The 12,071-nt window shown below is 60.3% G+C and carries 12 protein-coding genes, 1 tRNA gene and 1 pseudogene; 11 read left to right on the top strand and 3 right to left on the bottom strand.

The window, feature by feature from the left end:
- Nucleotides 1-17 precede the first annotated feature (17 nt).
- The 7 genes and pseudogenes from ACIOTN_RS08825 to ACIOTN_RS08795 all read left to right on the top strand — a co-directional run.
- Nucleotides 18-815 carry a replication-relaxation family protein gene (locus tag ACIOTN_RS08825; protein WP_402735150.1) on the top strand — a complete coding sequence of 266 codons (798 nt, stop codon included), beginning with the start codon at nucleotides 18-20 and terminating at the stop codon, nucleotides 813-815.
- Nucleotides 812-1,879, top strand: coding sequence for a DNA-methyltransferase (locus ACIOTN_RS08820; protein WP_402735149.1), 1,068 nt, complete (start codon nucleotides 812-814; stop codon nucleotides 1,877-1,879). Before ACIOTN_RS08825 ends, ACIOTN_RS08820 begins: the two co-directional genes overlap by 4 nt.
- A 113-nt stretch (nucleotides 1,880-1,992) precedes the next feature.
- The gene (locus ACIOTN_RS08815) at nucleotides 1,993-2,280 is read left to right on the top strand and encodes a hypothetical protein (protein WP_402735148.1); all 288 of its coding nucleotides are present in this window, start codon (nucleotides 1,993-1,995) and stop codon (nucleotides 2,278-2,280) included.
- Nucleotides 2,281-2,380: 100 nt separating this feature from the next.
- Nucleotides 2,381-2,977, top strand: coding sequence for an antirestriction protein ArdA (locus tag ACIOTN_RS08810; RefSeq protein WP_402735147.1), 597 nt, complete (start codon nucleotides 2,381-2,383; stop codon nucleotides 2,975-2,977).
- Nucleotides 2,978-3,148: 171 nt separating this feature from the next.
- Nucleotides 3,149-3,532 (top strand): helix-turn-helix domain-containing protein, encoded by a 384-nt coding sequence (locus tag ACIOTN_RS08805; RefSeq protein WP_402735146.1) that lies wholly within the window; start codon nucleotides 3,149-3,151, stop codon nucleotides 3,530-3,532.
- Between the two features lie 49 nt (nucleotides 3,533-3,581).
- Complete coding sequence (locus ACIOTN_RS08800) at nucleotides 3,582-4,229, top strand: ImmA/IrrE family metallo-endopeptidase (protein WP_402735145.1); 648 nt, start codon at nucleotides 3,582-3,584, stop codon at nucleotides 4,227-4,229.
- Nucleotides 4,230-4,242: 13 nt separating this feature from the next.
- Nucleotides 4,243-5,058 (top strand): annotated as a pseudogene (locus tag ACIOTN_RS08795) (recombinase family protein); the annotation flags it as partial.
- An 883-nt stretch (nucleotides 5,059-5,941) separates the two neighbouring features.
- On the opposite strand, the gene ACIOTN_RS08790 reads toward ACIOTN_RS08795, so the two are convergent.
- Nucleotides 5,942-6,017: transfer RNA gene (locus ACIOTN_RS08790), tRNA-Ala, on the bottom strand.
- 190 nt (nucleotides 6,018-6,207) lie between these two features.
- Between ACIOTN_RS08790 and ACIOTN_RS08785 the strand changes: the two genes are divergently transcribed.
- Nucleotides 6,208-6,633 carry a VOC family protein gene (locus ACIOTN_RS08785; RefSeq protein ID WP_105656359.1) on the top strand — a complete coding sequence of 142 codons (426 nt, stop codon included), beginning with the start codon at nucleotides 6,208-6,210 and terminating at the stop codon, nucleotides 6,631-6,633.
- Between the two features lie 8 nt (nucleotides 6,634-6,641).
- Here the strand turns inward: ACIOTN_RS08785 and ACIOTN_RS08780 are convergent, their stop codons facing one another.
- Nucleotides 6,642-7,868: an MFS transporter gene (locus tag ACIOTN_RS08780; RefSeq protein WP_105656358.1), complete on the bottom strand. Its 1,227-nt coding sequence runs from the start codon at nucleotides 7,866-7,868 to the stop codon at nucleotides 6,642-6,644.
- 208 nt (nucleotides 7,869-8,076) lie between these two features.
- Between ACIOTN_RS08780 and ACIOTN_RS08775 the strand changes: the two genes are divergently transcribed.
- Nucleotides 8,077-8,955, top strand: coding sequence for an endonuclease/exonuclease/phosphatase family protein (locus ACIOTN_RS08775; RefSeq protein WP_402735144.1), 879 nt, complete (start codon nucleotides 8,077-8,079; stop codon nucleotides 8,953-8,955).
- Here the strand turns inward: ACIOTN_RS08775 and ACIOTN_RS08770 are convergent.
- On the bottom strand, nucleotides 8,952-9,626 hold the full coding sequence (locus tag ACIOTN_RS08770) for an alpha-ketoglutarate-dependent dioxygenase AlkB (RefSeq protein ID WP_365943713.1): 675 nt from the start codon (nucleotides 9,624-9,626) through the stop codon (nucleotides 8,952-8,954). The two genes, ACIOTN_RS08775 and ACIOTN_RS08770, sit on opposite strands and share 4 nt — an antisense overlap.
- Nucleotides 9,627-9,916: 290 nt before the next feature.
- Here ACIOTN_RS08770 and cobA point away from each other — a divergent pair, with 290 nt between their 5' ends.
- Complete coding sequence (gene cobA / locus ACIOTN_RS08765) at nucleotides 9,917-10,936, top strand: uroporphyrinogen-III C-methyltransferase (RefSeq protein ID WP_402735143.1); 1,020 nt, start codon at nucleotides 9,917-9,919, stop codon at nucleotides 10,934-10,936.
- Nucleotides 10,936-12,036: a uroporphyrinogen-III synthase gene (locus tag ACIOTN_RS08760; protein ID WP_402735142.1), complete on the top strand. Its 1,101-nt coding sequence runs from the start codon at nucleotides 10,936-10,938 to the stop codon at nucleotides 12,034-12,036. The genes cobA and ACIOTN_RS08760 overlap by 1 nt, the downstream gene beginning before the upstream one ends.
- The last annotated feature ends 35 nt before the right edge of the window (nucleotides 12,037-12,071 follow it).

Raw genomic sequence — 12,071 nt, 5'->3', positions numbered from 1 at the left:
CCAGACACTTGGAGAAGATGGCCTCGTCACTCTCAGTACGAGACTGGAGCATCCTCGGTGCCGCTGGGGTCTACCGGTTCGTGACCGCTCGGCAGCTGACCCTGATGTTCTTCCATGACCACGCCAGCGACGCATCCGCAGCTCGAACTGCCCGGCGAGTCCTATCCAGACTGAGGTTACTACGCATCCTCGGGGTCGTGGAGCGGCGCATCGGAGGCATCCGCGCAGGCTCCGAAGGGATGGTCTATTACCTGGATACCGCCGGGGAACGACTGTACCGAACCGCCACCGGATCAGCCACCCGGAAGCGCTTCGAAGAACCCTCAGCCCGGTTCATGGATCACACCCTGGCGATCACCAACCTCGCCGCCGAACTGCACCACCACGGCAGAGTCAGCGGTGCGGAGATTGTCAGTCTCACCCCAGAGCCGCGCCGCAGCTACACCGCACCTCACGGCGGTACCGGACGACTCGCACCAGATCTTGCCGCTGAACTTGCCGCACAGCACGGAGCGGAAACCATCAGCGCGTTCTTCATCGAGATTGACCTCGGCCACGAATCACTGCCAACCCTGATCAATAAGGCGATGGCCTACGAGCAGTACCGCGCCAGCGGCGAGGAGCAACGCCAATACGGAGGCTTTCCGCGCATCGTCTGGGTTATGGACTCCCCCAAGTCCGCCACCACGCAGCGACGCATCGAAGCGCTCTCCCGGGCGCTCGAAGAACACCCGCAGATCCCGCACCATCTGCACACGATCATCACCACTAAAGACGCAGCCGCGTATCTCGTAAAGGAGGCAAGCAACGAATGACCATAACAACTCACCCCTCACCGCGCCCTGGGTCATCGCCTGACTCCAGTCAGCCGACCGTGTATCTCACGGAGCACGGCAAGCTGCACGTCGGCGACGCCCTGGCCACCCTCAAAACCCTTGAAGCCGGATCGGTCGATTCGTGCGTTACCAGCCCGCCATATTTCTCCCTGAGGAACTACGGCCACAAGCATCAAATCGGATTGGAGTCTCATATCCAGGACTGGGTAGAAGGCATTCTGGCTGTCGCTGACGAGCTGCACCGCGTCCTGGTGCCCACCGGCACCTTGTGGCTGAACCTCGGCGACACCTACAGCGCGCACCAGAATCAGGGCGCACCGTACAAGTCGCTCATGCTCGCCCCGGAACGGATCGCTAGCGCCATGCTCAAGCGCGGCTGGGTGCTGCGTAATAAGATTGCGTGGGTCAAGACCAACCCCATGCCGTCGAGTGCCTCTGATCGGCTGACGGCATCACACGAAGTCATTTACGTCTTCGCGAAACAGTCACGTGGCTACTACTTCGATCTGGACAGCATCCGCATTCCACCCAAGATCCTGGCGGCAAAGCCCAGAGCCTCGCCTCCGAAGTCTGTAAAGGGTAGGGAATCATGGCGAGGCCCCAACGCCGACACCACCACTGGACTCGCAGCCATGAAACAACGCGGCATCACGGCGCATCCGCTAGGCAAGAACCCAACAGACGCCTGGCTCATGGCCTCCAGCACGTCGCAGGGAACGCACCACGCGACCTTCCCGAAAGATCTGGCCACCCGCTGCATTACCGCGTCCACCCCAGCACAGCGTTGCCGCGAATGCCGCGCACCATATATCCGCCAGCTAATCCGTCACAATGACGGAACCGCCACCAGGGAACCCGCCGCACCAACCTGCGCACACATAGGCGTAGACGCAGAGCCCGGAGTCGTCCTCGATCCATTCATGGGATCAGGGACTACCGCTGTCGTCGCCGAGGGCATCGGCCGTAGATGGGAAGGCATCGAGCTGAACGCACAATTTGCGCTCGAAGCCTTGGCACGAATCGCGAAAGAACGGAAAACCTAACCGCACAGAAAGCGGCCACCAAGGCTCATTACCGGTGGGCTGCGAGAACGAGCATCAGTATCTGCAATCCCGCCGATACCTCGTCCGCAGCCGAACCGATAAGGAGCCAGATCATGGCCGCCGAAAACACCGGCAGCGTCAAGACGCTTGCCATACGCCTAGAGAACGACGTCCACATGCAGCTCACGCTGATCGCACAGCTGAAGGGCAGCACCATCACCGAAGAAATCCGCCAAGCCATCGCCGCTCACGTGGTGCAGGCTAAGGCCAGCAGCGACTTGGTCTCCCAGGCCGAATCGGCCATGGCGGAAATCGAACGTGAAGCAGCCGCGCGCCGCGACGTGCTCGCGCAGCTCTTCGGTGCCAGCGACAAGCCACGCCCACAGGGCAGAGCACGCTAACCGCACCATTCTCTAGGTCCCTGTGGCGGCAACCGAAGCATCTCGCTTCCCGTTGCCGCCACAGGATCACTACCACCAAACCGAAAGGAGGAACCACCTCATGAATCCAGAACAAACACCAAATACGTGGAACAGCCCCGAAGACCACGAACGAAGCATCGAGCAGACACCGCCATCGATCTATGTCGCATCGCTCGCTGACTACGTCAACGGCTATCTCACCGGGGAATGGATCGATGCCACTCAGGACATCGACACCATTCGCGAAGAAATCCAAGCCATGCTCGCCACGTCCAAAAGTGCAGCGCCGGAAGAATACGCCATTCATGATTACGAAGGATTCGGCACCCTACGGCTCGGAGAATACGAAGACATCGAACGAATCGCAGCCATTGCCGAAGGTATCAGAGAGCACGGCGAAGCCTTCGCTTGCTGGATCGACCACACCGGACTCGACCCCGAAGACTGGCACAAGTTCGAAGATGCCTATCTTGGCACCTATGACAGCATCGAGGCCTACGCCGACCAAATGATTGATGACCTCGATCTTGAGGCGACACTCGATCAGTTCGTGCCTGAATCGTTCCGCTCATACGTGAAAATCGACCGCGACGCTCTGGTACGCGACTTGGAATACGGCGACATCTGGTACATGGATTTCGACGGGCAAGTACTCGTCTTCAACTCCCATATCTGAGCCACCCGGCAAAAGACCTTAGAGGACCGTATTCGAACCATATGAACACTCGTTTCGCCTTGTCAGGCAGGACTTCCTGCCTTGCCAAATATTCTGTTGTGGTTTTGTCTTAACCCATTGCACGGTCGCAACGAACCGTTCATAATACGGCACAGAAAAGGACGAAACACCATGTCAGATATCAATCCCACAAAACTCGGAAAAGCCGTCACCAAGTACCGTCAGCGCCTTGGCATCTCCGCCAGCGAACTTGCCCGGCGCACTGGACTAAATACCGCCACAATTACGCGCACCGAGCTAGGTGAGATTACTCAAGCGAAGATCGAAACCGTCCACGTCCTGGCTCAAGCACTAGGTATCCCTCTGACCGAGCTACTGACTGAATCCAAGATCATTGACGGTCAAGACTTCCCAGCCATGACACCGTACCTGCGCACGAAGTACAAGGATCTTCCGGCTGACGCTATCCGGGAAATCGAAGCACACTTTGAAACCATCGCCGCCAAACACGGCATCACCGGTTTCGACGGCCCCGCACCTGGCGACGACGAGTAACCGTTCACCCATCACTTTTTATCACTACCCACAAAGGAGGGCATCCAGCATGTTCAATACTTCACACACCCCAAACACCAACCGCAGCGTGCTGGCCACCCTGCGCACGCTTATCCCAGATCGGGACATCGAGAACTTCGATGAAGCCAAACGAATCACCGAGCACCAAGCTGCGAAGCTTCTAGCACTGCACGGCATCACGGCATGGCCAGTGCCAATTGAGCTCATAATCGATCAGTTGCCAAAGATCCGTATCGAATACTGCGAGCAGCCGGTTTCCGGAGCAACGTTTTGGAACGGCACCGAGTGGGTCATCCAGCTTAACCGCTACGAGAACAAGGCGCGCCAGCGCTTCAGTCTCGCTCACGAATACAAGCACATCATCGACCACGGCCGCGCCCAGCAGCTCTACGGGTCCAAGTCAGCACCGCAGTCAAGCAAGCATGCTGAATCCGTTGCCGACTACTTCGCCGCGTGCCTGCTTATGCCGAAAGTGCTGCTCAAGCGAGCGTTCTTCAGCGGCATCCAAAAACCAAGCGAACTCGCGCAGCTCTTCGGTGTTTCACCAACCGCCATGGCTATCCGTCTTGAGCAGACCGGGATCACCGAACGCGCCCCGCGTTGCCGTACATCAGGCTCGCGCTGGATGCCGCGAGCAGCAGCCCAAGCATTCTCAGCTCAGCCAATCCACGCCTAAAGGAGTCAATGTCATGACACGAAAATCCCAAACCTCAGATACTGCCGCCCCAAAGAAAGCCGTCCTGTATCTGCGCGTCTCCTCAGCCGCGCAGACGAAGACCGCCACGGATATCGACAGGGACGGAAACTCCATTGCCACCCAGCGCGAGTACGGCCTGCAAAAGGCTTCCGACCTCAACGCAGAAATTGTCGAAGAGTTCGTCGAGCCGGGTGTCAGCGCCCAGACGATAACCAAACGCAAAGCCTTCCGCAGTATGCTCACGTACCTCAAAGAGAACCCCGGCATTGACTACGTCATTATCTATGCCCGTTCCCGTGCCTTCCGTAACTTCACCGATGCGGCCATTACCCGCCGATCACTCGAAGATATGGGAATAAAGCTCATCTCTGTTCGCGAAGACTTCGGCGAAGGCGTCTACGCCGATGCGATGGAAGCCTTTACGGACATTATGAACCAAGTCCAGAACCAGCTCTCCGGTGAAGACATCAAGCTCAAGATGCGTAACAAGGCCAAGAACGGCGGCACGATCGGCAAGGCCAAGCTTGGCTACCTCAATGTCCGTAAGGACGTGGACGGTTACCTGGTCAACTCCATTGCGTTGGATTCTGAGCGGGCTCCGCTCGTCAGAAAGGCTTTTGAGCTTTACGCGACGGGGCAATACTCAGTCACGGCATTGCTCGATGAAATGACCATGCTCGGACTCACAACCCGCCGTACCGCCAAGTTCCCATCCACGCCGCTCAAGATCTCAACCCTGCACAAGATGCTCCGTGAGCAGTACTACGCGGGCTTCGTGCTCTACGAAGGTCAACATATTCCAGGACGGCACGAACCGATCGTCAGCATCGAGTTGTTCGATCGTGTGCAAGAGGTTATGAACAATCGCAGCGGAAGTACTCAGAAGGACAGAGTGCATTCCCATTACCTCCGCGGCATGCTGTACTGCGCTCGATGCCATGCACAAGGACGCGAGTCTGTCCTGACCTACACTCTGGCCAAAGGCCGGGGAGATCGTTACGCCTATTACTTCTGTAACGAGCGGAAACGCGGCAACTGCGATCTATCCTACCTACCGGTCTACAGAGTAGAGGACTCAATCCAGGCTGCCTTCACGCGCCTTGACCTACCAGAAGGCTATATCGAAGAAGTGAAGCAACAGCTGGAAGCAGCTGTAGCAGACGAGCAATCGTCCGTTCGCGAAACCAAGAAAGACCTTCAGGCGAAAATCCAGGAAGAAAATGACAAGGAAGAGCGTCTTCTCGACCTGGCAACCGAAGGACTGTTGTCGAAGGATAAGATCCGTGAGCGTATGCTCGCGATCTCAATTCATCGTGGAGCGCTACAGGAAAAGCTTGCCAATATGGATACAACGTTGGATCTTGGCTTCCGCACCATGCATCACGTCTTTGCTCTCCTGCAAAGCGTGTCACGGTACTATGACCTCGCGACAGACGAGATGCGTCGAACCGTCAACAAGACATTCGTCGAAAAGTTCTTCGTCAACGAAGACGATGATGCGTCGATCCTGGTTGCCGAACCATTCAGGCAATTTTACGCCGCCCAAACGACACAGAACGCCCTGAGACAAGGGAAAAGCGCCGAAACCACTAATCTGCCCGGACTCGGTGAAAAAGGGTCTGAAAACCAAAATTGCCGAGTGCTTTCGTCTTTCGACGTGCACTCGGCAATTCGTTGGAATGATACTTCTTTGGTGGAGGTAAGGGGATTCGAACCCCTGACCTTCTGCATGCCATGCAGACGCGCTACCAACTGCGCCATACCCCCAAACGAGGTGATTCCAGTGGCTTGTACAACCCCTGAACCGAGATAAAACTTTACCGGAGCACTGCCGAAAACTCCAAATCGGCTGTTCGAGACGCTGGTCACAATCCTCTATTCACACGGTGCTCCCCAAGTGGAAGAATATGGGTCGGGACCTGCCGGCCCCACCCATTCCTTCGAAAGGCGCAATCCCATGACCATCGGACTGACCCCATACCTGCGTTTCGCCGGAGATGCCAAAGAAGCTATGGAGTTCTACCACCAGGTACTCGGTGGCGAGCTTTCCATGATGACCTTCCAAGAAGGCATGAATGACAATAATCCGGCCGTTGCCGACCAGATTATGCACTCCTCGCTATTCGTTGAACGCGGCCTGCACTTCATGGCCTCGGACACCCCGCCCGAAATGGACGTCCGGGGCAATGGCGTGATCGCGCTAAGCAGCGACGGGACGGCCGGAGCCGACGCGGAGACCCTGACCCGGTGGTGGGAAGGATTGGGCGAAGGCGGCCAGATCAACATGCCATTGGAGCGGGCCCCGTGGGGCGACTCCTTCGGCGAGCTGCGCGACAAGTTCGGCGTGGTCTGGATGTTCAACATCACCGCGTTGGCCAGCTAGCCGAAGCGCTAGTGGGTGCGCGCCTGCTCGCGGGCTTCCAAAGCTTCGCGGCCTACGAGCAGGCCCACCTTCTTCGCGCGGATCTGGGTTATCCACGCGATCAGCAGGCCCAAGGCGGCCAGCCCAGCGCCAACCACAGATGGGGCGCGGAAGCCGTAACCGGCGGCAATCACCGCGGCACCCAGGGCGGCGCCCAGCGCGTTGGCAACATTCAGCGCCGAGTGGTTCAGCGAAGCAGCCAGCGACTGCGCATGCGGGGCCGAATCCATCAGCAGCGTCTGCAACGCAGGGATCAGCAGGGAACCCACTGCGCCCATCACGAAGACCATGATCATCGTCGGAACCACCCAGCTGGTCACGGCAGCGAAAATCAGCATGGTGGCGATCATGAAAACGGAAGAAAGCTTGATCGCGCCGAAGATCGACCAGTCGGCAAGCCTGCCACCGGCCAGCGAACCAACGACCATGCCTACGCCATAGAGCGCCAAAGCCAACGGCACCAGCTCAATTGGCAGTCCTGCTTCTTCGGTCAGCGTGGGCGAAATGTAGGAGTACACCGCGAAGAATCCGCCGAAGCCGACAATGCCGGTGAGCATCGCCAGCCACACCTGGGCACTCTTCAAGGCGGTCAGCTCGCGGCGGATGCTCGCCCCGGCATCGGTCTTGCGCCATGGGACGAACAAGCTAATCAGCACAGCGGTCAACACGCCGATCGCAGTGACGACCAGGAACATCGAACGCCAGCCGTATTCCTGGCCGAGCCGGGTCACCAACGGGACACCGGCAACGTTGGCCACCGAGAGCCCGAGCATCACCCAGGCAATGGCGCGTCCGCGCATCGTGGCCGGAACCAGGCTGCCGGCAAGCACACCGGCCAGTCCGAAGTAGGCCCCATGCGGCAGGCCTGCAAGGAAGCGGGTCACCAGCATGGTGTTGTAGTCCGGAGCGAAGAATGAGGAGAGGTTGGCGAGCGTGAAGAAGAGAATCAGCAGCTGCACCGCACGCTTGCGCGGGATCTTGGCAGCCAGCGCAGTGAGCACCGGGGCGCCCACCACCACGCCAATCGCGTAGGCGCTGATCATCAGGCCCATCTGCGCATAGCCCACTTCCAGATCAGCGGCACCTTCCTGGAGCAAGCCCATCATGGCAAACTCAGTGACACCGATGCCGACGCCGCCCATGGCCAAGGCAACAATTGCCAGCAGTAGTTTTCCGCCAGATACATAGGCAGTCATTCAATTTCTCAATTCATGGCAGGGTCTTGGGAAGCGGCTCCCTCGGCGCTCTTATCCATCGTAGTGACTGCATCGGGCGACAGTGGCAATCCCCGAGCGGAAAATTACGAATCCCACAGTATTTTGTGCCACTGTATTAAGTCATATGCCTCATTCATCGCACCATCGCCTGTCGGCCTCGCGAATAATCGCGAGGTTCTTCTTTGTCATGCTCTGTCTCGCGCTGGCCGGGCTAATGGTGTTCCACCAGCAGATCCCCGATGTCCTGGGTCTCGGATTGATCGTCGATAATCTGGCCCCGTGGATGGGCCTCGGAATTCCAGTGCTCTTGCTGATGGCCTTGGTGGTGCGCGGACGCATCAGCTTCATCGGCCTGCTCGTACCGGTCGTTGTTTGGGCTGTGCTCTTCGGGCCGGCGTTCCTGCCTTCGGACCGGCGCGCACCAGAAGCTTCCTTGCTGGTTGCCACGCAAAACGTCCACGAGTCTGCGGGCGTGCAAGCCGCCCGCGAATTGGCAGCCAACGGCGCGCAGGTCATCACCCTGCAGGAAATCGGTGAAGGCCAAGAGCCGGAAATCACCGCCGAGCTCGCCCAATCCCATCCTTACAGCTACATGGTCAGCACCGTAGGCGTGTGGAGCGCCTATCCGCTGAAGAATCCAGAGCCCCTGGATCTGGGGCTGGGTTGGGACCGCGCGTTGCGGGTGGACGTGGCCAGCGAAAAAGGGGATGTCCGCCTGTACGCTGTGCATGCGGCGTCGGCCAGGCCTACCGGCCATCACGAGCGGGACATGATGCTTGCTTCCTTGGCCGGCTACCTCGCCGATGACGAATCTCCGAAGATCGTTGCCGCCGGAGACTTCAACGCCACCAGCTCCGACCGCCACTTCGCGCCGGTCGCTAACCAGCTGGAGGAAGCCCACTACAGCGACTGGGGCTTGGCCCTGACCTGGCCGCGGTCCCTGTTCCCGATGCTCGGCATCGATCATGTGATGCTGCGCGGCGTCGAATCAGCAGGCCTGGAGCGGCTGGACATCGCCGATTCCGATCATTACGCGCTCTCTGCCACGATCGACCTGGGGAACTAGTTCGCTTCCAGCCCGGTCTGGCGCAGCGTGATGTTAATGCGTCCGCCGCCAAGGCCCAAGCCTGCAGGTGCGGTCCCGGCATGGATCTTGCTCACCCCGTGATAGGCGAAGCGTGAGGGGCCGTCGAAGACGAACAGGTCCCCCGAGGCCAGCCGGATCTCTTGCCATGGCCGGTTGCGGTTCTCGGTATTGCCCAGGCGGAATGTTGCCGAATCGCCGATGGACAGCGAAACCACTGGGGCGTTGATGCGTTCTTGCGCATCCTGGTGCATGCCCATGGCGGCCTGCACGTCGTAGTAGTTCACGATAGCCGCATCGGGCTGGTAGTCCTGCGCGCGCTGCAGGTCACCCGTAGCTTCTGCGACCGCCTGCTTGCCCAAGCGGACCAGCCAATCTTCCATGGGCGCCACTGATTGCCCGTCCAGGTCGTCAGCGGTCTTGGAGTAGCGGTTCGGGCTCCAATGCCACCCCAGGCACAAGCTCTGCACGCTCATCGGATGGCCGTTGACGGCTGTGCGGTGCGGCGGAACAGGCCCGCTGCCCCATTCGAAGAAGCGCCGGACGATCCACTGCTGCGCGGGCGCGTCCAGCCACCCCGGCAAGTGCCAGGCTCCTGGGCGCAAGGCTCCCCCGGTACGGGGCAGTGCACTGTCGTCGAACAGGGATTCCATGTTCCCAGCGTGCCCGTTGCAGGCAGAACTCGGCAAGTCTCCCGCGTATTCGCTCACTGAACTTTGCAGGATCAGCCAGGCCGGTGCCTCGCAACAATATTTACATTAGAGACTTTGTGTTTCGTCTTACCCTCGCGAACATTTCGAAAAGGTTAACCTTTACTCGAATTATTGCGCTTGAAACATTTGCGATACCTCCGGGAAAACCTGGGCGCCTAAGCTGGGTGCATCCACTAGTTCAAGGAGAATCCCATGTCACCCCTAGAAACTCGAGCAGAATCAAGGAAACCATGATTGGCATCGACCTCGAACTGCGCGGATGCACTGTGCTGATCGCTGGAAGTAAATCCGGGAGCAAAAATACTGCGCTGCGCTTCCGGGCGGAGGGCGCCACGGTGCTCACCGCCGACGGGCCCTTCCAGGCAATACATTTGCTGGAACAAGCCGGCCTGCTGGTGATCTGCGATGCCGAACCGCTGCGCTTCGCCTCGGTGGTGCAGGCCGCGCGCATTCCCGTCATGCACCTTGGACCAGCGACCCGGGCCGGATCCATCACCCTGCTCGGTGGCGGCCCCGGCGCATTGGACCTGCTGACCCTGCGCGGCGTGCGGGCCCTGGCCGAAGCAGAAGTCGTCTTCGCCGACAGGCTCGGTCCCGCAGCGCACCTGCCCGCTCTCGCACCGCAAGCTCAAATCGTGGACGTCGGCAAGCTTCCTGGACACCACAAGCTCACCCAACGGGATATCGAAGCCCTGATGATCGAAGCGGCCCGCGGTGGCGCTGCCGTAGTCCGGCTCAAGGGCGGAGATCCCTTCGTCTTCGGCCGCGGCTTCGAAGAAATCGCGGCCGCTACCGCTGCGGGCATCCCGATCAGCGTCATCCCGGGACTGAGCTCGTGCATCACCGTGCCGGCAGCAGCCGGCATCCCGGTCACCGCCCGCGGGGTGAACACCATGTTCACCGTGGTCTCGGCCCACGATCCACTCAGCGATGCGCAGCTTGACCATCTGGCCAAGCTGGGCGGAAGCATCGTGATCCTGATGGGCATGGGCACCATCGAGCAGACCGTCGCCGGGTTGCACCGGGTCGGCATGGACCCGCAAATGCCATGCGCCATCGTCGAATCCGGCACCACCGACATCCAGCGCACCAGCTGCACCCGGCTAGCCCATCTCGCCGAAACAGCCCGCGGCCATTCCAACCCTGCAGTCATTGTCATCGGTGAAGTCGCTGGACTGCCGGCCACCCTGGTGAACGCGGCAGCGCAAGAAGAGCCAGCCACGCTGGCAGCGCAATTGGAAGTGGCCTGATGAGCAGCCCCAAACCCTTGGCCGGCTTCCGGCTGGCCGTCACCAGCGACCGCCGTTCCGCAGAACTCATCGAAGCCTTCGAACGCCGCGGCGCCGAGGTGACCCATACTCCGCTGCTCCAGCTCGCCCCGCTGGACGATGAGCAGCAACTGATCGCGCAAACGCAAAAGCTGTTTGAGGTCCGTCCGCAGGTAGCCGTCATTACGACCGCCTACGGACTGCGCCGCTGGGTTGATACCTCCGAGGCTGCCGGCATTGGCGACGAGCTGCTGGCAGCGCTCGGGCAGGCACAGCTCTACGTCCGCGGGGCCAAAGCCCATGGCGCCGTCAAGGCACTGGGCCTGGAGCCGGCCGCCGTGGCCAAGGACGGGCGCAGCGCCTCCATGCTGGAACTGCTGGAGGGCAAGCTCCAGGGCGCCACCGTCGCCTTGCAGCTTCATGCCGATTCCGACCATGGAATGCCCCAGAGCCTGCGCGAGCTGGGCGCTCGCCGGGTGCTGAAGGTGGAGCCCTACCGCTGGCAGGACACCAGCAGCGATAGCGGGATTTCTGCTTTGGTGGAGGGCCTGTGCGCCGCCCACTTCGACGCGGTGACCTTCACCAGCGCGCCGAGCGTGCACGCGCTGTTCGCCGCTGCCAAGGCGCGCAATCGCTTGCCCGCTCTGCTGCGCTCCCTGGCCGAGCGCGTCGCAGTGGCCACCGTTGGACCGGTGACTGCTGCCCCGCTGATCGAGGCGGGCATCTGCCCGCTGGTTCCCGAGCGCCATCGCATGGGTGCCATGATCGGCCAGCTCGTGGAGCATCTGGCCTCGCTGGGCACGTTGCAGGCCCAAACGGTCCACGGCCAGGTGCAGCTGCGCGGTCGTACCCTCTCGGTCCAGGACGAAAACTGCGAGTTGACGCCCGGGCAGGCCGAATTGGTGCGGGCGCTGATCGAGGCCGGCGGCAGCGTCCTCTCCCGCGACGAGCTGGGGGCCGCACTTCCGGAAGCCAGTTCCAAGCATGCCTTGGATATGACATTGAGCCGGCTGCGCAAGGCGTTGCCGCAACCAGAAATCATCGCCACGGTCATCAAACGTGGGTACAGGCTGAACGTATGATCACCCCGATGGGCTTTTTCCCTCCGGGTTACGTA

Source organism: Glutamicibacter sp. NPDC087661, from assembly GCF_044743275.1.
Lineage (GTDB): Bacteria > Actinomycetota > Actinomycetes > Actinomycetales > Micrococcaceae > Glutamicibacter.
Note: the sequence above shows the minus strand (reverse complement) of the source record. Positions and strands in the feature narration are given on the sequence as shown.